This window comes from Nitrosomonas communis, assembly GCF_900114745.1.
Lineage (GTDB): Bacteria > Pseudomonadota > Gammaproteobacteria > Burkholderiales > Nitrosomonadaceae > Nitrosomonas > Nitrosomonas communis_A.
This window is the reverse complement of sequence record NZ_FOUB01000038.1, coordinates 1-21,678: the sequence shown is the minus strand read 5'-3', so window position 1 is coordinate 21,678 and position 21,678 is coordinate 1. Positions and strand designations below refer to the sequence as shown.

Below are 21,678 nucleotides of genomic sequence, written 5' to 3'. Positions count from 1 at the left end.
GACGAGTGGCGGTTTAACCCTAAAGGAAATTTTATGTCAGTAAATATGCGTCAAATGTTAGAGGCTGGTGTACATTTTGGACATCAGACCCGCTTCTGGAATCCAAAAATGTCTCCGTATATTTTTGGGCAGCGAAATAAGATTCACATTATCAATCTTGAAAAGACCTTGGTCATGTTTGATGATGCGATGAAATATTTGCGCAGACTTTCTGCAAACGGAGGCACTATTTTGTTTGTTGGAACAAAACGCCAGGCACGCGATATTATTCGCGAGGAGGCAACACGTTGTGGTTCTCCCTATATCAACCAGCGCTGGTTAGGAGGGATGTTAACTAATTTTAAAACAATTAAACAGTCGATCAAGCGTCTCCAAGACATGGAAGCAATGGTGCAGGATGGTTTGCTTGATAAGTTCGTCAAAAAAGAAGCACTCGATTTTCAACGTGAACTCGATAAGCTCAATAACAGTTTAGGCGGTATTAAGGAGATGAAAGGACTGCCTGATGCTATGTTTGTTATTGATGTGGGATATCAAAAAGGCACCATCACTGAGGCAAACAAATTGGGTATTCCTGTTGTGGGTATTGTTGATACTAATCATAGCCCAGCTGGCGTGGAGTATGTTATTCCGGGCAATGATGATTCAGGCCAAGCTATACGTCTTTATGCGCGCGCAGCAGCTGATGCTATTTTGGAAGGGCGCAATCAATCTATCCAGGAAATTATCGAAATGAGTAATTCTAGCGCTGAAAGTTGATTGGATTTAGCTGGAAATTTAGAAAGATAGTAATTAGAGCAAAAACAGAATTTGAAACAGATGTTCATTTTCGGTTCTGTAATAAAATAAAAAAAGTGATAGATGATTAAAGCCATTATCTTGCTCTTTTATTTCATCTTTATTAGTCAATAATTAAGTTTTTAGTACTTGGAGTAAATATGGCGGAAATTACCGCAAGTATGGTAAAAGAATTACGTGAGCGAACAGGCTTGGGTATGATGGAGTGTAAAAAAGCCTTGGCAGAAACGAGCGGTGATATGAAAGCAGCGGAAGATTTGTTGCGAATCAAAAGCGGTGCCAAGGCAAGTAAAGCATCTGGACGTATCGCTGCTGAAGGTGTTATTGGGGCTTTTATTTCAGCAGATAGAAAAAATGGCGCATTAGTGGAAATTAACTGCGAGACTGATTTTGTCGCAAAAAATGATGATTTCGTTAATTTTGCAAAAAGTTTGGCACAGTTGATTGCAGCAAAAAATGTGGCTGAGACAGGAGCGCTTTCGACGATGACGCTCCCTCATGGAGAAACTGTGGAAGCATCCCGCCAGGCTTTAGTGATGAAGCTTGGAGAAAATATCAGTATAAGACGATGTGTTTGTTACACGGCAAAAGGCAATCTTGCAATGTACCTGCACGGATCAAAAATTGGGGTGATGATCGATTACTCTGGTGGAGATGAAGCGCTAGGTAAGGATTTGGCTATGCATATTGCAGCAAGTAAGCCGTTATGTGTTTCTGGTGAGCAAATACCGCCAGACTTGCTGGAACATGAGCGTCAGATTTTTACAGCACAGGCTGCAGAGAGCGGAAAGCCGGCTAATATTATCGAGAAAATGGTGGAAGGACGGATAGCGAAATATTTAGCTGAGGTAACCTTGCTAGGTCAGCCTTTTGTTAAGGATCCTGAGCAAACAGTCGAGAAATTGCTTGCCAGCAAATCTGTCACGGTTAATGGTTTCACTCTTTTCGTAGTTGGAGAGGGAATAGAGAAAAAGTCTGACGATTTTGCTGCTGAAGTTATGGCGCAAGTTAGTCAATCAAAAGAGAATAAAGCATAATAGCAATTTCTTGCTTTCAGCTTATGCCATCTGCTTATAAACGTATTCTGCTGAAACTTTCTGGGGAAGCCCTGATGGGCGATGATAAGTATGGGATTAATCGCGATGTAGTAGAGCATATCGTGGTTGAAATTGCAGAGGCATGCCAGCTCGGTGTTGAAGTAGCCATCGTTGTAGGAGGTGGGAATATCTTTCGTGGCATGAAATCTGCCGGTGACGGGATGGATCGGGTAACCGCAGATTACATGGGGATGTTGGCTACCATAATGAATGCTCTGGCCTTGCAGGATGCGATGCGAAGAAAAGGTTTAATATCACGAGTACAATCTGCGTTACGAATTGATCAGGTAGTAGAACCCTATATACGCAATAAGGCAATACGGTATTTAGAAGAGGGGAAAGTCGTGATATTTGCTGCGGGTACAGGTAATCCTTTTTTTACCACCGATACTGCTGCTGCGTTGCGTGGCATGGAAGTCAATGCTGATGTTGTACTTAAAGCGACTAAGGTAGATGGTATTTATTCTAGCGACCCGAAAATAAATTCCAATGCGACACGCTATCATCATTTATCTTTTGACGAGGCGATTATTGAAAATCTGCAAGTCATGGACGCTACAGCCCTGACACTCTGTCGCGACCAGAAACTACCTATTAATGTTTTTAGTATCTTTAAATCGGGTGCGCTTATGCGAATACTCATGGGGAAAGATGAAGGAACCTTGGTAAGTAATGGATGATTCAAATTAGGACGATTAATTTATGATCGCTGATGTAAAAAAATCTGCTGAGCAGAAAATGCAGAAGACTCTGGAAGCACTTAAAACTGATTTTGGTAAGGTCAGGAGCGGCCGTCCACATACTGGTCTATTAGACCATGTTATGGTTGATTACTATGGAACCCCGACACCTATTAATCAAGTGGCTAATATTAGCTTGCCGGATGCGCGCACCATTGGTGTGGTGCCTTGGGATAAAAAAATGCTCAATGCTATTGAAAAAGCCATTCGTGAATCTGAATTGGGGGTGAATCCTATGACAGTCGGTGAAATGGTACGTGTCCCCATGCCGCCGCTGACTGAAGAACGGCGTCGAGAACTTACCAAGATTGTTAAGAATGAGGCTGAAGCCGCCCGAGTAGCAATGCGTAATATTCGTCGAGATGCAAATGCTCACATGAAAGAATTACTCAAAGAAAAACAAATTTCTGAGGATGATGATCGGCGAGGTCAGGAGGAGATTCAGAAACTCACTGATCGCTATATCTCTGAAGTGGATAAATCATTGCAAGCCAAAGAAGCCGAATTGATGGCTGTGTAAGTATATGCCTCAGAGCCTCAGCTCAACTCGCGAAATTTTAGGAAAAAGTATTATTCCCAGACATATCGCCATCGTTATGGATGGTAATGGGCGTTGGGCAAAAAAGCGCTTTTTACCAAGAGTTACTGGGCACAGAAAAGGCGTAGAAGCTGTAAGGGGGATCATTAAAGCGTGTATTGAACAAGGAGTAGAGTTTCTTACGCTCTTTGCTTTTAGTAGCGAAAACTGGCGCAGGCCTGAGGAAGAGGTCACATTCTTATTACAGCTTTTTGTTAATACACTTGAGCATGAAGTGGCCAAACTGAATGAAAATGGCATCTGCTTCAAGGTCATAGGTGATCTATCCAAATTTGATGCTAGAACTGTAACGTTCATTCGTCAGGGCGAAGAATTAACTGCCAATAATAACCGCTTGATATTTACGGTTGCAGCAAATTATGGAGGACGCTGGGATATCATGCAGGCTATCCAGAAAATGATGATCCATTCACCAGGTTTAATGGAAAATTTTGAAGAAGCGGATCTTGCCAAGTATTTTGCGATGAGTTATGCACCTGACCCAGATTTATTTATTCGAACTGGTGGGGAATGTCGTATCAGTAATTTCTTGCTGTGGCAATTAGCCTACGCAGAATTATATTTTACTGATACACTTTGGCCAGACTTCGATGCCCATGCGCTTGATTTGGCGATAAAATCTTATCAGCAACGAGAGCGTAGGTTCGGGCGAATCAGTGAGCAGTTGCAAAATATGCCTGTTGAAAAAGGAATGACCAAAATTGCTATCAAGAAAAATTTCTAGTTTCTTTATTTTTTATTTCAGCGGGATGTGACCCGCTCATGCTTAAAACACGGATCCTTACAGCTATTATTCTGATAGCTTTATTCATACCAGCTTTATTTTATTTGCCAGAAATATTTTGGGCGATGTTGCTTCTAGGGCTGACCATTGTGGCGTCCAGAGAATGGTGCAGATTGGCAAGATTTACAACCCATCAAACCATACTCTATTTAATTTCGACCACATTGCTAGGTGGAGAGCTGCTGCTAATAATAAGTGAAGCAGTTGCAACTAATCCAAACAGTATGCGCATGATGTGGATCTATGGAGGGTCATGTATATTCTGGGGAGGCGTTGTGCCGATTTTATTATGGAGATTTTACGCGGTTAAAAGCGTAAGCTTATTAATGTTAATGGGTTGGCTCATACTTCTACCAACTTGCCTGGCTTTATATCAATTGCGAGCTATCGATCCGTGGTTACTGCTTGGATCTATGGGTGTGATCTGGGTATCAGACATAGCTGCCTATTTTGTCGGTCGCTCGTTTGGTAAACATAAACTCGCTCCTGACATTAGCCCGGGTAAAACTTGGGAAGGTGTAGCTGGAGCCTTAATAGTGGTTGTTTGTTATGCGTTGATATGGGGACAGTTTATAGGAAAAGGGGAGAGTATATTGATAATCAGTCTGATTTTATTGTCTCTGTTGCTAGCCGGATTGGGAATTATAGGTGATTTATTCGAATCGCTAATGAAGCGACAGGCCGGTGTTAAAGATAGCGGTAATATTTTGCCTGGCCACGGTGGTATACTCGATCGAATTGACGCACTCACTTCAACTTTACCCATTGCAGTATTGGCATTTCTCATTTTTTATTCATTCGAACTATGACAGTAATGCGTCATCTGACTATACTTGGATCTACGGGGAGTATTGGCGAAAATACATTGGATGTAGTGGCACGTCATTCCGACCGATTCCGCGTGATTGCCCTTACTGCTAATGAAAATGTAAATAAAATTTTTGCACAATGTCAGCGCTTTCGCCCTCAGTATGCAGTCATGCTAGATGCAATCAGCGCTGAACAATTGGAAAAAAAATTAAGAGCAGCTGGTATTGATACGCAGGTATGGGCAGGGATTGAATCGTTGGAAAGAGTAGCTTCTTTATCTGAAGTGGATACGGTCATGGCAGCAATTGTTGGTGCTGCTGGCATCCGCCCGACGATAGCAGCTGCACGCTCGGGTAAGAAAGTTTTATTGGCTAATAAAGAAACGCTTGTGATGGCGGGTCGTATTTTTATGGATATAGTAAAGCAGTGCCGCGCTATCCTGTTGCCGATCGATAGTGAGCATAATGCCATTTATCAGTCATTGCCAAGACATTTTAGTGGAGACCTCGCTTCATCAGGTGTTCGCCGTATCCTGCTAACAGCATCAGGGGGGCCCTTTCGACGGTTAACCTTGTCAGATCTAAACTATGTCACACCCGAGCAAGCTTGCGCACATCCTAATTGGGTCATGGGAAGAAAGATATCAGTAGATTCTGCCACGATGATGAATAAAGGGCTGGAAGTGATCGAAGCGCATTGGTTATTCGATGCGGTATCAGATAAAATCCAGGTTGTTATTCATCCAGAAAGCGTCATTCATTCCATGGTCGAGTATATTGACGGTTCAGTTCTGGCGCAACTGGGAAATCCTGATATGCGCACGCCAATTGCGCATGCACTCAGTTATCCTGAGCGAATGGAAAGCGGTGTCAAGTCATTGGATATATTCGAGATAGCACAATTAAATTTTGAAGCACCGGATTTTGCGCGTTTCCCTTGCTTGAGACTTGCCTATGAAGCATTGTCTGCAGGCGGCAATATGCCAGCAGTACTCAACGCTGCCAACGAAGTCGCTGTCGAGTCTTTTCTTGCTGGTCAAATGCCATTTACTGCGATTCCAGTGATGATCGAGCAGGTCTTACAGGCGATCAGTCGAACAGAGATTGCCACATTGGATGATGTGCTGACAGCTGACTCTATGGCACGAGACGTTGCACGAGAATGGCTGGCGTGCCAGGCCTAAGGTTAGCGTGGCTTTTATGTGGAAAATAGAAACAATGAGTAATTGACGAGGTATAGTACGTTCTTTCCTCCTAAGTATTTAGAAACATATTGTTGTCATCATATTTAATTGATATGTCATTACTTTTTACAATTCTCGCTTTTATTGTTGCGCTTGGTGTATTAATTACTTTTCATGAGCTTGGTCACTATCTAGTTGCACGCTGGAGCGGTGTTAAAGTTTTGCGTTTTTCAATTGGTTTTGGCCAGCCATTGTTTAAAAAACGCTTAGGTAAAGATCAAACCGAATGGGTGATTGCAGCGCTTCCCTTAGGGGGATATGTCAAGATGCTGGATGAGCATGAGGGAGAGGTTTTGCCCCAGGAGTTGCCGCGAGCATTTAATCGCCAACCTGTCATAAAGCGTTTCGCCATTGTCGCTGCAGGACCTATCGCTAATTTCCTGCTGGCGATTCTCCTCTATTGGCTTCTTTTTGTATCTGGAGTGAGTGGTTTGAAGCCTATACTGGGTCCAATAAAGCCATCGACCCCCGCTGCCTTTTCAGCTTTTAAGGAAGGTGAAACCATTGTAAAGATTGAAAATGAACCTGTGCTGACTTGGCAGGATGTGCGTTGGATCATTTCAACCCATGTAATCGACCGTAATCCTGAGGTGATGGTGGAAACAGTTAACAATCGGGGGGAAGTTTTCTGGCGGAAATTAGATTTAAGTAGCGTAGATACTGATGACGTGAATGCAAATTTCCTGGAAAAAATTGGTTTAGTAAATTATCCGCCGAACATGGCGCCAATTATTGGTCAGGTAGTTAATGGCGGAGCAGGTTATCGGGCGGGGTTGCAAGTCGGAGATGAAATTCTTGCAATAAACAATAAAGATATTTCATATTGGGAAGAATTGGTTAAAGAAATCCGAGCTATGCCAGGGCAGTCGCTTATCTTGGAAATTTTGCGTGATGGTAAGACAATGGATATTCCTATAACACCGGATAAAACGGTCGATGGTAATACAGAGATTGGGAAAATTGGAGTTGCGCCTAAGATTGATCAGGAAGCAATAACTAAACTGCTGGTTAATGTAAGTTACCCTGCTGGAACAGCATTGCTGAAAGCGCTGGATAAAACTTGGGAAACGACCTTTTTTACCCTTCGAATGCTGGGAAAAATGGTGATGGGTGAAGTTTCATGGAAGAATATGAGCGGCCCCATCACGATCGCAGATTATGCTGGGCAATCAGCAAAAATGGGGATAATTGCTTATCTTGGCTTCCTTGCTTTGATCAGTGTAAGCCTTGGCGTATTGAATCTATTGCCTATTCCTGTATTGGATGGGGGACACCTAATGTATTATATGATCGAAATTTTCAAAGGTGCTCCATTATCTGAAAAAACCGTGGCTATTGGCCAACAGATTGGTATGGTGATGTTATTTACCCTCATGGTTTTTGCAATTTACAATGATATTTATCGGCTTATTTCTGGTTAAGCATGAAATTCAAGTGTCTCGTCATACTTTCTTGCTTGCTCTATTCGCTTGTTTGCGAAGCAATTGAACCATTCGTGGTAAAGGATATTCGTGTTGACGGGATACAGCGTACTGAAGCAGGAACAGTCTTTAGTTATTTACCTATAAAAGTGGGTGATGTTCTCGACGATACTAAAGCCGCTGCTGCAATAAAAACACTTTATGCGACTGGCTTTTTCCAGGATATAAAATTAAAAGTACAAGATGGATTATTAATTGTACAAATCCAGGAGCGTCCAGCTATTGCGCAAATTAATATTACCGGTGCCAAGGAATTTGAAAAGGACAAGTTGAAAGAAGGCTTGAAACAAGCGGGTTTATCTGAATCACGTATCTTTAGTCGCGCCTTGTTGGAGAAAGCCGAGCAAGAGCTGAAACGCCAATACATCAGTCGCGGCAAATATGCTGTTAAGATTACTACGACAACGACCCCATTGGAGCGTAATCGTGTAGGGATTAATTTTGATATTGAAGAAGGTAAAACGACCAGAATCCGTCATATCAATATTGTTGGTAATGAAGTTTTTAGTGATAATGATTTGGTAGGTCTGTTTGTGCTGAGAACGCCGGGATTACTGACCTGGTTCACAAAAGATGATCAATATTCGAAACAAAAATTGTCTGCCGATCTGGAAACATTGCGATCGTATTATCTCGACCGTGGTTATCTAGAGTTCAATATTGATTCTACCCAGGTATCCATTACGCCTGATTTGAAGGATATTTACATTACCATTAATATCACGGAAGGGCCGCAATATACGGTTTCAGATATCAAGCTTGCTGGAAATTTATTGGTACCAGAACAAGAATTACGCAAACTGATTAAACTCGAGCCAGGAGGTGTTTTCAATCGGGAAAAATTAACAGAATCCATCAAACTCATTACTGATCGACTAGGCGATGAGGGTTATGCCTTCGCCAATGTTAACGCTTCACCTGAGTTAGATAAGGACAGCAGGAAAACGGCGTTTACTTTTTATATCGATCCAGGACGCCGAGTCTATGTTAGGCGTATCAATATCAGCGGCAATGATCGTACCCGAGATGAAGTCATTCGCCGGGAGTTTCGTCAGATGGAGGGAGCGTGGCATTCAACCAGTCAAATCAACCGTTCCAAGCAACGTGTCGACCGAACAGATTTTTTCTCAAATGTCAATGTAGAAACTCCCCCGGTGCCTGATGCGCCTGATCAGGTTGACATCAATGTCAGTGTAACTGAGAAACCTACCGGTTCGATCATGTTTGGGGCAGGTTACTCAGATTTGGAAGGTATTATTTTAAATGGCTCTGTTTCCCAAAATAACATTTTTGGTACAGGGAATTTTCTCAGCGTGAATGTCAATACCGGAAGTGTCAATAAGGTATTCGCCGCATCTTTTACCAATCCTTATTGGACGATCAACGGCATCAGTCTTGGCTTTGATATCTTTCGACGCTACCTGAACACCAATTCCTTGTCTAATGTTGGTGTTTTTAATACGGATACATCTGGTGCTACCTTTCGTTTCGGTATTCCGATAGCGGAAAACGATATAGTTTCTCTAGGTCTGGGTGCTGAGCATACGAAAATCGATCTTAAAGCTAATAGCCCTCAGCGTTTTAAAGATTTTGTAGAACAGTTTGGAAGCTCGACCAACAATCTTCCGGTTACCCTTAGTTGGGCGCGTGATAACCGTGATAGTGCTATCTGGACTACCTCTGGGACGACGCATCGAGTATTTGGAGAAATTAGTCTGCCTTTTGCCGAGCTGGAATACTACAAGGCGAGCTATGAACATAAATGGTTTGTTCCTATTTCAAGGATATTCACCTTGATGTTGAATGGACAAGTAGGCGTTGGCGATGGTTATTCAGGTGAACCACTGCCTTTCTTTAAAAATTTCTTTGCAGGCGGCTTTAATTCGGTGCGTGGTTATAATATTAATTCACTGGGTCCGCGCGATCCCATATTGGATGCAAATGGCAACCCAATACCTGGCAGAAGAGGAAGTGTTGTAGGGGCGAGTAAGCGTGTTGTTGGCAGCGCAGAAATTTTGTTTCCAGCTCCTTTTATGAAAGATTCAAAAAGCGTACGTTTAGCTGCTTTTATTGATGGCGGAAACGTTTTTAATGATTGGTCAGAACTGGATCTGAACTATCTACGCTTTTCTACGGGGCTCGCTGTTACCTGGATTTCGCCAATGGGTCCGCTGAGGTTCAGTGTGGCACAACCATTAAATGACCAAAAGGGTGATGATATACAAAGATTCCAATTCCAGCTGGGGCAAACATTCTAACTCCAGGCTAGTTAGTTCAGCAGGAGGAGTACATTGAGGCGTAAACTGTTACGATTACAGTGGTTGATCAGCTTGTTCATGCTGATTTTTCTGATGGGCGGGAGCTCAAATATCTGGGCGGGAGAGATCAAGATCGGGGTAGTGAATACCGAGAAAATACTGCGAGTATCTGCACCAGCTATCGCAGCACAAAAAAAAATAGAAAAAGAATTTCTGGTGTATGATGAGCGCATCAAGAAAATGGCCGCTCAAATCAAAGGATTGCAGGAGCATTTAGAGAAAAATGATAAAAATACCACAATAGAAGAAAGGCAAACTAAGGAACGTGAGCTGGCGAACATCAGCCGACAATATCAACGTGCCCAGCAACAGATGCGGGAAGATTTAACTATGCGTCAAAATGAGGAATATAGTTTGATTTTGGAACGCGTCAATAAAGTTATTAAAAAAATAGCAGAAAATGAGGGTTATGATTTGATCTTGCAGTTACAGGATTCAGTCTATCGCAGCCAGCGTATCGATATTACGAATCACGTTATCAAGGCGCTTGCCGAGCAGGAGCAGGCAAGCGGAAAATAGGTATAATTCCAGCTCTAAATCAAAACTGACTTTGCCAGCTTCACCTTGTCGTATTATTGATATTGTCTGCGGCTCGCCTTCGCGCCATGTTTGATTTAAAAATGGAATAATCTATTTTTCACTTATACGCATTCTGGGGCAGCATTAAGCGGACTATTATACAAATAGCTCATTCACTATCCAGGCTAAAAAGGGAGATAAGATTGAATGCCATGGACATTTATGAAATTTTAAAGTATTTGCCTCATCGCTATCCTTTCATTTTGGTTGATCGAGTTGTATCGTATGAGCCAGGCGAAAAGATTATTGCCCTGAAAAATGTATCGATCAATGAACCATATTTTATTGGACATTTTCCGCATTATCCCGTTATGCCAGGTGTTTTAATCGTCGAAGCTTTGGCGCAGGCAGCTGCATTATTAACGCTCAAAACAGAGAATGCTGCAAAAAATGATGCACAAGTTTATTATTTTGTAGGGATTGATGGAGTACGTTTTAAAAAACCAGTCATGGCTGGCGACCAGCTTATGTTGAAAGTTGAAATTACTAGACAGATCAAAGGCGTTTGGAAATATTCAGCGCGAGCAGAGGTAGATGATCAGCTTGTGACTGAGGCACAATTGATGTGTACTGCTAGAAACATATAGAAGCTGCTTCACTTGTTTGCAAATTTCTTTTTACTTCGGCGTTCTGCACTCATAGAGAGCTTATTGACAAGCCAATGCATGATACTGATTGGATCGGTGGTGTGGATGAGGCTGGCCGAGGACCACTTGCTGGGCCAGTCTATGCTGCGTGTGTTATTTTAGGCTCAGATTGCACTATTGAAGGGTTGGCTGACTCTAAAAAATTAAGCGAGAGAAAACGTACTTACCTTGCTGGTGTCATCAAGCATCGAGCGAGAGCATGGGCAGTCGCATCTGCTTCAGTTGCCGAAATCGATCGGCTAAATATTTTGCAAGCCAGTTTACTCGCCATGCAACGAGCCGTTGAAAAATTGCCGCTGGTTCCCTCGATTGTTTTGGTTGATGGGAATCAATCGCCACGATTAAATTGCCCCACCAGGGCGATCATTAAAGGTGACAGTTTAGTTGCTGAAATTTCAGCGGCCTCGATACTGGCTAAGACAGCACGTGATGCTGAAATGCAGCGATTACACACACATTTTCCGGTTTATGGTCTAAATCAGCATAAGGGATATCCCACAAAAGCTCACTTGGAAGCATTAAAGCATTATGGCATATCCAACATTCATCGCCGCAGCTTTGCTCCTGTACGTGCATTATTGACGGAGCCTGCTAGTTCCTGATTCTACTTTTCTAGCAAAGGACGCACATGAAAATTCCATTATTTTTGCATTTACTGGGTGTGGTCATTTGGGTGGGTGGGATGTTTTTTGCTTATATGGTGTTACGTCCAACAGCTGCTCAGTTGCTTGAACCTCCTCTGCGATTAAAGCTGTGGCATGGTGTTTTTAGCCGGTTTTTTCCATGGGTATTTTTATCAGTAGGGCTCATCCTGGCAAGCGGCCTTTATATGGTAATGCAAATGGGAGGCTTTATGGCCGTACGTCTGTACATCCACCTCATGTTTGCGCTAGGTCTAGTGATGATACTCATTTTTATTTATGTGTTTTTCTCGACATTCAAGAAACTTAACTATCATATTACCAGAGAAGAATGGTCATCTGCAGGGATTGTACTAGGACAAATTCGCTTGTTAATCGGAATTAATCTTATACTGGGAATGGTTACCATTACCGTTGCAGTTTTAGGTGGATCAACTTAGCTTGACCGATCGTGAGGATGTACTAAAAACCTTTTTGTGTTTTTATACTCAATTATTAAAGAGAATCAATATAGGTGAAAAAAGATGCGTATAGAAAAGGATACCGTGGTATCGCTGCAATACTATAAATTGTCTAATTTAGACGGTGAGGTTATGGAAGAATCCACAACACCAGTCAGTTATCTGCATGGTGGTTATGGAGGAATGTTCCCGAGTGTAGAGGAGGCGCTACAAGGAAAGGAAGCAGGATATCAACTTTCCTTAGCAATGGAGCCGGAAGAAACTTTTGGGGAATATGACAGTGAATTGATTCGCATAGAACCGCGCAGTGCTTTCCCAGATACTGTTGAGGTAGGGATGCAGTTCGAAGGCGGAGAAGAGAATTCCGATGATGTGATGATTTATACGGTTACCGATGTCACCGATGATATTGTTGTCGTTGATGGCAATCATCCGCTCGCTGGCATGGCTTTGCAATTTGAATGTACCGTAATGGAAGTGCGCGCTGCTACCCATGATGAGCTTTCACATGGTCATGTACATGGGCCGCATGGTCATCATGAACACTAATAAACCCTAAAGGCTGTTGAAAAACTATCTTGTAGTCGCTCTGGTGTTAAGAACAGGCTAAAAATTACTGTTTATCAGGTATAAACTTTTTTGCCTGTTTGTTCCTATCATCTATTGCTATAAATACGTTTTTCAACAGACTGCTAATGCCATTTCCAAATCAAACATGACACGAAGGCGAGCCGCAGACAGTATAATAATACGGTAAGGTGAAGCCGACAAAATCAGGTTTAACTTAGAAATGGAATAAAGACTTCGCAGGTCAAAACGCTCAATCTTTATTCAGCATCGATTTCAATGTATAGAGATGTTCGAGTGCTTCCTTTGGACTTAATTCATCTGGTAGAAGTTTACTCAAATGGCTAAAAATGGGATGAAATGTTTCAGAAAATTGTATAGTGGTATCGGTTGGTTCTGAAAATAAATCGAGTTGTGGGTTGTTACTGATATTTTCCTGTTCTAGTTTAGTCAAGATTTTTTGAGCTGCCTTGATTACTGGAGCAGGTACACCTGCCAGCGCTGCCACATGCAGACCGTAGCTCTGACTGGCAGGTCCTTCATTAACCGTATGCAGAAAGACAATGTGTTGTTTATGTTCAACAGCTCCCAGATGAACATTGGCCGCTTGTTCAAATTCTTCGACTAATCTGGTCAGTTCGAAATAATGCGTTGCAAACAATGTATAACTCTGGTTCTTAGTCAGTAGATAACGGGCAATGGCAAAAGCCAGTGCCAAACCATCAAAGGTAGAGGTTCCCCGCCCAATTTCATCGACCAGCACCAAGCTCTGGCTGGTAGCATTACGGAGGATATTGGCCATTTCGGTCATTTCAACCATAAAGGTGGATCTTCCACCGGCCAGATCATCTGATGCGCCAATGCGGGTAAAGATTTGATCAATCGGCCCAATACGTGCATGTGTTGCAGGTACAAAACTGCCGCAGTGAGCAAGTAACGCTATCAAGGCCGTTTGTCGCATATAAGTGGATTTTCCTCCCATATTGGGGCCTGTGATGATAAGCATTTGTCGCCTGCCAGTTCCACCTACTCCAAGATGCGCATCATTGCTAATATAATGATTGACCTGACTTTCTACCACAGGGTGGCGACCGGCTTGAATTTCTATGACCGCTTCTTCAGTAAAGATTGGTGCGGTATAGTTGAGTAATTGAGCTCGCTCTGCGAAGGTACTCAGTACATCTATTTCTGCCACACTCTGCGCTATGTTCTGTAGATGGCTGGAATATGCATTAAGTTTTGCCAGCAAGGTATCATATAAAAATTTTTCTCTGGCAAGTGCATGATCTCTAGCTGCTAGCGCCTTGTTTTCAAAAGCCTGCAGCTCAGGCGTGACATACCGTTCGGCATTTTTCAAAGTTTGTCTTCTACGATAATCGGATGGAATTTTATTATTATGTATATGCGTGATTTCGATATAAAAACCATGTACCCGATTATATTCCACTTTGAGATTAGGAATGCCTGTTCGCGTTTTTTCGCGTGCTTCCAGTTGAAGCAGAAATTCGCTACAGTTATTTTGTAAGGCTCGTAATTCAGCCAGTTCAGCATCGTAGCTATCAGCGATGACGCCTCCTTCACGTAATAGTGCACTCGGCTCGGGGAGTAATGCCTGTTGTAATAGCACTACCAAAGAATTCTCAGGTACCATGGCATGCGCTAACGAAGTGATGTGCTCGCTGGTAATATGAGTTGTCATAGCGACAATCTCAGGCAAAGCGATCAGGCTATCCCGCAGACCGGAAAGATCACGCGGCCGAGCTGATTTGAGTGCAATACGCGCAGCGATGCGTTCGATATCGGCAAGGCGCTTGAGATGTTCCCTGATGCTAGTATATGGCACCGCTATCCCAGTAGTTTTCATCAGGGCGAAGACACTGCCAAGCCGATGCTGCAGGATCGAGTAATCTCGTAATGGATGATGTAGCCAATGTCGTAACAGTCTGCTGCCCATAGTAGTTGAGCAAGTATCCAGTAACGACATCAAGGTGGGTGAAGTTTCTCCGCGTAAAGTTTCAGAAATTTCTAGATTACGGCGGGTAGCGGCATCCATACGAACGTAAGTTCCTTCACGTTCAACCTGGATTGTTTTGATATGCGTAATATCGGTTCCCTGAGTGAGGCGCACATATTCGAGCAGCGCTCCAGCAGCCTGCAGCGCAGCATGCAAATCATCGCAACCAAAACCAGCAAGATCATGGGTGCCAAGTAGCTTGGTCAGGCTACGAGTAGCACTGTTGTAGTCGAATTGCCAAGCAGGCAGTTGTTTGACATTCCTTGGTTCAGCAAGTGCTAACGACGCATCCAACGATTCAGGTAAAAGAATTTCGGCAGGCTGCAAGCGCTCTAGTTCACTCATTAGATTCGTTTGAGAAGTTTCCAACATTCGCAGCTGACCAGCAGCTAGATTAAGCCATGCCAAACCTAACGTCGATTTATGGGAAGCTAACGCGAGCACGATACATTCACGTTTGTCTTCTAGCAAAGCGGCATCGGTCAGTGTGCCGGGTGTGATGATCCGTGTTACCTTACGTTCTACTGGTCCCTTGGTTGTAGCTGGGTCACCGACTTGCTCGCAAATAGCAACTGATTCACCTAGTTTGACGAGTTTGGCCAGGTATTGATCAGCGGCATGATAGGGTACCCCGGCCATCTTGATGGGCTCACCTGCGGATGTCCCACGCTGTGTCAGTGTGATATCGAGCAACTTAACTGCTCTCTCAGCATCTTCAAAAAATAGCTCATAAAAATCTCCCATGCGGTAAAAGAGCAGCTTGTCAGTATGTTGCGCTTTGATGCGCAAGTACTGCTGCATCATAGGAGTATGATTTTCTAGTGCCATAAAATTGACGGAATATTAATCTGGCAATATATTTTAGTAGATGAGGCTATTGCACGAGTTAAGCTACTGCGATGGAGGATTTGCTTTCCATAAGTATACGAAGATGTACGCTAATGCCTATTCCATTTCTAAATCAAAACCGACTTTGTCGGCTTCACCTTGCCATATTATTTATACTGTCTGCGTTTCGCCTTCGCGTCATTTTTGATTTAGAAATGGAATTAATACTGTATTTGATTGATTTATCCAGATTATAGCCTGACTGACTACTGGCTAAACTTATCGAAGGGAAATAGAATTCAACAAGTTTAGCCAGGATGAAGCATACTCCTTACCGAATTGCGGTAATTATTATTGGCTAATACATAAAGCCAAACTACAAAACGATGACATCAGGTAAAGGAAAACCATTGAAATTGCTGGCGTAGGCTGTGGTATAGGCGCCGGCGTTGGGAATAAAGATGAAATCACCTTCCTGGATATCTTCTGGCAATAGCTCGTCATGCATCAACACATCAACAGAATCACAGGTTGGGCCGGCAATGGACCATGGCGTATTACTACCTGTGCGGTTAGTCAAAATCTCATAACGTAGCCCTTCACTAACTTCGATAATACCGCCAAATATGCCTGCATCCCAATACATCCAGCGTTTGCCATTGCGTGTGGCAGTGCCCACAACTCTGCAAACAAAGCATGCAGAGTCCGATACAAGATACCGACCTGGCTCTGCCATGATGCGAATTTCTTCCGGAAGATCAGCAATTGCAGCATTGACGACATCTGCGATCACCTCGATAGAAGGAATTGGTTTAACATGACGTACTGGATAACCACCACCGATATTGAGTAAGCGAGGCCTTAATCCTGCCTGCCTCATGTCAGCGAAAACATTTTTTGCGCGTTCAATACCGACTCGCCAGTTTTGCGGATTACGGCATTGAGAACCAACATGAAAGGTTACACCTGCGAGATCAGCATTCAGTGAGACCGCTTCGTTAATAATTGCTTTGATGTCGGCAAGGTGCGTGCCAAATTTTCCTGCGAGGGGCCAATCACTGCCGATGTTGGGTGTATCGATGCGCAAATATAATTTTGCATCTGGCTTGACACTGACGATTTTACGCAGCTCTTCGATACTATCCAGAACATACCATTCCACGCCTTTAGATGCGGCGTATTCCAGGTAGCTACGTGATTTCATTGGGTTACTATAGTAGATTTCCGCTGCAGGAACTCCCAGGCCAAGTAACAGATCCAGTTCGGCAATGGACGCAATTTCAAACCCACAACCTTCTTCTATTAGTGCTTTTAATACACGCGAATCCGGGTTAGCTTTTGCTGCATAATGCGGATGAACACGCGGCATAGCCGCTTTAAAGCGGCGAATTTTATTGCGGATAATATTGCTGTCGACCAACAAGAAGGGTCTGTCATAGCCTTTTTTGAGTGCTTCTTCAACGAAGGAGAGATCTAAACTAATCTCAGGATGGGTGTCAAAGATAACTTCATTTTCAATTCTCTTTTGCACAGTGGCGGTACGTATTTTCATCATTAACTCCTATCAAAAGTCGCTACGTTTCTGGGATATGAATATGAACCAAATCAACCTTCGCAAAAGAATTCGCTTTACTTTTCATGATGACCTCCTTATTACTTCTTGGCGCTAATAAAATGACTAAAGGGTAGGAATTATAGGCTGGATTTCTATGGAATCAAGCATTTTTTTTATGAAGAAATAAATGGCTTATTCTAAAAAATAAACACATGAAATCATGAGGCTGTGGCATAAGTTATTTTTACCTTTTTCACTCTAATATATTCTAAGTTGTGCTTGAGACAATAAAAACAATTTATTGTTCAAGACAAATTACCTTAAGTGATAAGGTGCATCAAACTTTGCTGTACTCAGCAGGCCGGGATCAAGCCGGAAAGAGGAGACATAGGGTGGGATAGACCATTTGCAGATAAGTGATTTAAGGAAATATAGGCGAGAAGGGGAGCGCCTGATAACGAGGTAATGTGCTAAGCCACTGACCCTTCTTTAAATTTTTCTGAAGATTATAACTTGGCATACCATTAGTTGAACCAAAATCAGCAATCGCCTGTACAATTCTCCGCATATTTAGCGTGCCCCAAAAGAACGATGCTTAATTAGCGTCTACCCGGACACCCTTTGTTCCAATAATAAAACAGGGAGTTGCATCTAATTGAAGAAATGAAGATTTCTAAAAGATTGAGGCAGAGTAAGGTTGATTAATTGAATTGCGCTGGTTTTACTCAAATTCTTAGAAACCTTCATTTTTGAAATCAGGCGCAACCTTTTGTTCTTTATTGAGTTTGAGAGTTTTCGGGTAAGCACTAATTAATCTTTTTATAGGATCATCTTTATAAATTCACTTTTGCTGGGTGAAGCACAAGGAAGCGCGCAGCGAGCAACGAAACAATTCAAGAAAATAGGTGAGAAACGAGCGAGTACTTAAAATCGCGATTCGCCTGTAAAATCGACTTATAGAGGTATCTTTATGTGGTTTAAGAATTTACAAATTTATCGTATTACTGACTGGAAGCTGACGCCTGAAGAGCTGGAAGAGTTATTAGCCAGACGCACCCTGCAAGCCTGCTTAAGCATGGAAATGCAAAGCCTGGGCTGGATTCCACCCGGCATGGAAGAAACTAGGCTGGTGTATGCGCGCGGCCAGCAAATGCTGATTGCGCTGGGATCTGAAAAAAAATTGCTGCCCTCCTCGGTTGTCAACCAGCGTGCCAAAGAGCGTGCCTTGGAAATGGAAGCGCAGCAGGGCTATCCGGTTGGTCGCAGACAGATGAAAGAAATCAAAGAAGCAGCCTTATACGAACTACTACCGCGTGCCTTTGTCGTCCGGCAAAAAAGCCACGCCTGGATCGATCCGATAGATGGCTGGATCATTATCGATAGCTCGAATATCGCCAAGGCCGATACCTTTGCTGAAACTCTCCTGAAAACGATCCCCACGCTTCTACTCAAGCGCATCAAGACCACGCTGACCCCTGCTTCAGCCATGACCAGATGGCTGTCAGGCGATGAGTTGCCTCATGCCTTTACCATTGATAGTGACAGTGTTTTCCGTAGCAGAGAAGATAAAAAAGTCTCGGTCAGTTATCAGCGCCATCCACTCGATTCAGATGAAATTACCAAGCATGTGCGAGCGGGCAAAGAAGTTACCAAACAGGCAATGGTATGGGAAAACAACCTTTCCTTTGTGCTGGATGAAAACCTGCAAATCAAGCGGCTTACCTTGCTCGATATTGAAAAAGAACCTGCAGAATCGGCTGAAGAACAATTTGATAGCAATTTCTTCCTCATGACCGAACAATTGAAGCAGTTACTGCCTGATTTAATCGATGCATTGGGGGGTGAGGTAGTTGAATGACACCCAGTTTGAAATTTTCGAATTAAGTCCAATGGTACAAGCATTATGTCATGATTTATGGGATTGGCTATCCTCCTATTTTGAATAATTTGCAGTTAGAAAATTGGACTAATATCCCAACTTTGTTACTTCCTTTTTCATAAATATGGTAATTATGCAGAAAGCATATAATTACTTATTATGTAATAAAGAACGAACGAAAATGATAGACAAGCGATATCAGGTATTTGTCAGTTCCACATATACAGACCTGCTAGAAGAGCGCCCCGAGGTGATGTAAGCACTTTTGGAGCTAGATTGCATGCCTGCAGGAATGGAGCTTTTCCTGGCAGCGAATGAGCAGCAATGGAATTGGATAAAGAAAGTCATCGATGAATTTGACTATTATATCGTTAATGTGGGTGGCCGATATGGAACACTTTCAGAAGTGACGGGCATGAGCTACACGGAAATGGAATACCGATATGCCCTTGAAACAGGTAAACCAGTAATTGCATTTCTTCATGAATATCCATCAAAAATTGAGACTGGCAAAAGTGAGGGAAGTCCTCAATCAAGGAAGAAGCTATAAGAATTTCGCAATCTGCTTCAGAAGCGGCTGTGCAAATATTGGTCAAGCCCAAGTGACCTCGGTGCTAAGGTTAGCGAAGTATCACCCAGCTCATAAAATATCAACCAGGAGTTGGATGGGTCCGTGCAGATCGTGTGCCAGAAGATAACTCGCAAGAGGTGTTGGATTTAAAGAAAAAAGTAGAAGAATTAGAAGACAAGCTCCGGAAAGTTGGGCTGGAAGTACCAGCTGGTATCGAAGGGCTTTCAAAAGGCAGTGACAAGTTCTCAATTGAGTTCAGTTTTGAAACAAACAACCCCAAACTAGGCAAGAATGGTATCACATACTGGATAAAGGTGACGAATATGACCACTCAATCGAGACAACATGGGATCTCTTGTTTTCTTATCTTGCGCCCGAAATCATAAGCCCAACTTCGGAATATCGAATCGTTTCGCGTCTAAACGAATACATCGTATCACGAGCGAGAAAATATTTTAATAAAACATTCTCTAACAACAAAATCGAGTAAGTACGCATTTATTCAAGCTCTCTCGATAAAATTAAAATTCAGCTCAGAGCGTTAGCCTGATTGCTATAGACGAAGGTGACAGATGGCTCCTTAGCCCATACGGGGACACGCATATGACGAAATTGCTTGCGGTTCGCAAAGGAGCATCACCAGTCGATGAAACGAGCGTCGGTGAGTTTGGCGCTTAGTTTTGACAATGGTTGCGGTGCGGCTTATAGTAATGTGGAATTGAGCTTAAAGTTTGAGGAATTCCTTCAAATATTTGAGTAAAACCAATGGGAGGAGGCTCCAATTTCAATAATATGATCTAATCAGCGATTTGCAATTTACAGATTAAGCAGCAAGCTTAAACTTCTTATCCACGTAGTTACTGTAGTGATCGCCAGGGTGCAATGTTTCGATCAGCTATCAACCGGTGTTGGCTGATGCCGTCATCATTAAAATCAGCTTGTTCAAATGCATTGATTTGATATACCCCAGATGCGAGATGGATCTTGATGTGCCCATCTGCAACTGCGACATGGTTATTACCTTTTTTGCTCATCTGGATACTGCAGCGAGTGCCAGAGCCCTTGATGAGGACATTGCCGACTTTTGCTTCAAGCTGATTGGGGGAATTTTTATCAATGTCAAAATAAACATTTCCCTTGAATAACTCAACTTGCAGGGGGGGCTCTACTTTCACGGCTATAGAACTACTACTATCCAACGCCATATCTATACCGGCCGCTATCGCAGTGGTCAATTGTTCTTCCTGTTTTGTTTCATAAAACCGGATGCTAGGCGGCTTACCAAAATACCAAGTCATCAGACCAAGCATTACGCAACCACTTATAATTGCACAATGCACCAAAAAGCGCCGCCAACTGAAAACAAATTTAAAGGGTTCTGGCTTAGGTTCTAGCATTTTATTTATCGCAATATAAAATATAAGCAAAAATTATATACTGATAGTAAATTTTTTAAAGCTCAGAATTTAAAGCAAATTCTCGATAAGTAAACAGGGTTATTGATTTTCTGAATTTCAATTATTGACCTCCACTTTAGACATTCACCCTCTTTCCTTGCGCCGCCCCAACGGCGGCACAAACTGAAAATGAAACGAATGAAACTGACATAGCTTACTGGTGACGCGATTGTTACACCCGTAATAATCCTGCGTCGCCCCGCTATTTTGGGCAAGACAATATCGATAACTTCCAGTTGAAATCTTCCCTGAAAGTAAGTCCGGTAAATTCCATACGCAGTCACTGGCCTAGCAGGCCACCGGTCAGGGATTGCTTGTTGTGCCACGGTGGCACGACATCGATGGGGAAAGCTTCTTTCGCAGCCAGGCTCAATAACTGAATCAGCGTTCATGCTGTCGAGCGAATTTGCATCCATACCTCCAGCACAGTGCGCTTTTGCTGCTATAGCATGTCCCCTATAAATTGATTATAATTTACAGATGACCTATCCGATATCATTTCGCCGTAAAGTATGATCCGTTCGTGAGAAGGAGAACCTCTCAATCGCGCAAGTGGCCAAGCGTCTTGATGTAGGGGTCGCCAGCGTGATGCGTTGGATCAAAACTCCCG

At 42.9% G+C, this 21,678-nt stretch carries 21 protein-coding genes; 17 read left to right on the top strand and 4 right to left on the bottom strand.

What is annotated here, in order from left to right; translation table 11 throughout:
- Positions 1-33 precede the first annotated feature (33 nt).
- From rpsB to BM122_RS13380, 14 genes are all read left to right on the top strand, one after another.
- Positions 34-759, top strand: a complete 726-nt coding sequence (gene rpsB, locus BM122_RS13445; protein WP_074906025.1) for a 30S ribosomal protein S2 — start codon at positions 34-36, stop codon at positions 757-759.
- 179 nt (positions 760-938) lie between these two features.
- Positions 939-1,835: a translation elongation factor Ts gene (gene tsf / locus BM122_RS13440; protein ID WP_074906024.1), complete on the top strand. Its 897-nt coding sequence runs from the start codon at positions 939-941 to the stop codon at positions 1,833-1,835.
- A gap of 23 nt (positions 1,836-1,858) precedes the next feature.
- Positions 1,859-2,575 carry a UMP kinase gene (gene pyrH, locus BM122_RS13435; protein ID WP_074906023.1) on the top strand — a complete coding sequence of 239 codons (717 nt, stop codon included), beginning with the start codon at positions 1,859-1,861 and terminating at the stop codon, positions 2,573-2,575.
- A 22-nt stretch (positions 2,576-2,597) separates the two neighbouring features.
- Positions 2,598-3,155: a ribosome recycling factor gene (frr, locus tag BM122_RS13430; RefSeq protein WP_074906022.1), complete on the top strand. Its 558-nt coding sequence runs from the start codon at positions 2,598-2,600 to the stop codon at positions 3,153-3,155.
- Positions 3,156-3,159: 4 nt separating this feature from the next.
- Positions 3,160-3,957, top strand: coding sequence for a polyprenyl diphosphate synthase (gene uppS / locus BM122_RS13425; protein ID WP_074906021.1), 798 nt, complete (start codon positions 3,160-3,162; stop codon positions 3,955-3,957).
- Between the two features lie 38 nt (positions 3,958-3,995).
- Positions 3,996-4,826 (top strand): phosphatidate cytidylyltransferase, encoded by an 831-nt coding sequence (locus BM122_RS13420; protein ID WP_074906020.1) that lies wholly within the window; start codon positions 3,996-3,998, stop codon positions 4,824-4,826.
- Entirely contained in the window at positions 4,823-6,010 is a 1,188-nt protein-coding gene (ispC, locus tag BM122_RS13415; protein WP_074906019.1) for a 1-deoxy-D-xylulose-5-phosphate reductoisomerase, read from the top strand. Before BM122_RS13420 ends, ispC begins: the two co-directional genes overlap by 4 nt.
- Before the next feature lie 113 nt (positions 6,011-6,123).
- Entirely contained in the window at positions 6,124-7,491 is a 1,368-nt protein-coding gene (rseP, locus tag BM122_RS13410) for an RIP metalloprotease RseP (protein WP_074906018.1), read from the top strand.
- Between the two features lie 2 nt (positions 7,492-7,493).
- The gene (gene bamA / locus BM122_RS13405; protein WP_074906017.1) at positions 7,494-9,809 is read left to right on the top strand and encodes an outer membrane protein assembly factor BamA; all 2,316 of its coding nucleotides are present in this window, start codon (positions 7,494-7,496) and stop codon (positions 9,807-9,809) included.
- Between the two features lie 33 nt (positions 9,810-9,842).
- Positions 9,843-10,388, top strand: a complete 546-nt coding sequence (locus BM122_RS13400; protein WP_256212054.1) for an OmpH/Skp family outer membrane protein — start codon at positions 9,843-9,845, stop codon at positions 10,386-10,388.
- A 212-nt stretch (positions 10,389-10,600) separates the two neighbouring features.
- Positions 10,601-11,035, top strand: a complete 435-nt coding sequence (fabZ, locus tag BM122_RS13395) for a 3-hydroxyacyl-ACP dehydratase FabZ (protein WP_074906037.1) — start codon at positions 10,601-10,603, stop codon at positions 11,033-11,035.
- Between the two features lie 74 nt (positions 11,036-11,109).
- The gene (gene rnhB, locus BM122_RS13390) at positions 11,110-11,697 is read left to right on the top strand and encodes a ribonuclease HII (RefSeq protein WP_074906016.1); all 588 of its coding nucleotides are present in this window, start codon (positions 11,110-11,112) and stop codon (positions 11,695-11,697) included.
- 26 nt (positions 11,698-11,723) lie between these two features.
- Positions 11,724-12,176: a CopD family protein gene (locus BM122_RS13385; RefSeq protein WP_074906015.1), complete on the top strand. Its 453-nt coding sequence runs from the start codon at positions 11,724-11,726 to the stop codon at positions 12,174-12,176.
- Positions 12,177-12,260: 84 nt separating this feature from the next.
- The gene (locus tag BM122_RS13380; protein ID WP_074906014.1) at positions 12,261-12,746 is read left to right on the top strand and encodes an FKBP-type peptidyl-prolyl cis-trans isomerase; all 486 of its coding nucleotides are present in this window, start codon (positions 12,261-12,263) and stop codon (positions 12,744-12,746) included.
- A 271-nt stretch (positions 12,747-13,017) separates the two neighbouring features.
- On the opposite strand, the gene mutS is transcribed toward BM122_RS13380, so the two are convergent.
- Together mutS and BM122_RS13370 are read right to left on the bottom strand one after the other, a co-directional pair.
- On the bottom strand, positions 13,018-15,606 hold the full coding sequence (gene mutS / locus BM122_RS13375) for a DNA mismatch repair protein MutS (protein ID WP_074906013.1): 2,589 nt from the start codon (positions 15,604-15,606) through the stop codon (positions 13,018-13,020).
- 376 nt (positions 15,607-15,982) lie between these two features.
- Entirely contained in the window at positions 15,983-17,158 is a 1,176-nt protein-coding gene (locus tag BM122_RS13370; protein ID WP_074906012.1) for a type III PLP-dependent enzyme, read from the bottom strand.
- Between the two features lie 973 nt (positions 17,159-18,131).
- On the opposite strand from BM122_RS13370, the gene BM122_RS13365 reads away from it, so the two are divergent.
- From BM122_RS13365 to BM122_RS21705, 3 genes are all read left to right on the top strand, one after another.
- A complete protein-coding gene (locus BM122_RS13365) occupies positions 18,132-19,019 on the top strand; it encodes a recombination-associated protein RdgC (RefSeq protein ID WP_074906011.1) in 888 nt (295 codons plus the stop codon).
- Between the two features lie 286 nt (positions 19,020-19,305).
- On the top strand, positions 19,306-19,590 hold the full coding sequence (locus tag BM122_RS21710) for a DUF4062 domain-containing protein (RefSeq protein WP_305728210.1): 285 nt from the start codon (positions 19,306-19,308) through the stop codon (positions 19,588-19,590).
- Between the two features lie 134 nt (positions 19,591-19,724).
- Positions 19,725-19,997, top strand: a complete 273-nt coding sequence (locus BM122_RS21705) for a hypothetical protein (RefSeq protein WP_083398496.1) — start codon at positions 19,725-19,727, stop codon at positions 19,995-19,997.
- Between the two features lie 471 nt (positions 19,998-20,468).
- Here the strand turns inward: BM122_RS21705 and BM122_RS13355 are convergent, their stop codons facing one another.
- Together BM122_RS13355 and BM122_RS13350 are read right to left on the bottom strand one after the other, a co-directional pair.
- Positions 20,469-21,008 carry a FecR domain-containing protein gene (locus tag BM122_RS13355; protein ID WP_074906010.1) on the bottom strand — a complete coding sequence of 180 codons (540 nt, stop codon included), beginning with the start codon at positions 21,006-21,008 and terminating at the stop codon, positions 20,469-20,471.
- 62 nt (positions 21,009-21,070) lie between these two features.
- Positions 21,071-21,484 carry a hypothetical protein gene (locus BM122_RS13350; RefSeq protein WP_074906009.1) on the bottom strand — a complete coding sequence of 138 codons (414 nt, stop codon included), beginning with the start codon at positions 21,482-21,484 and terminating at the stop codon, positions 21,071-21,073.
- Positions 21,485-21,678: the final 194 nt, after the last annotated feature.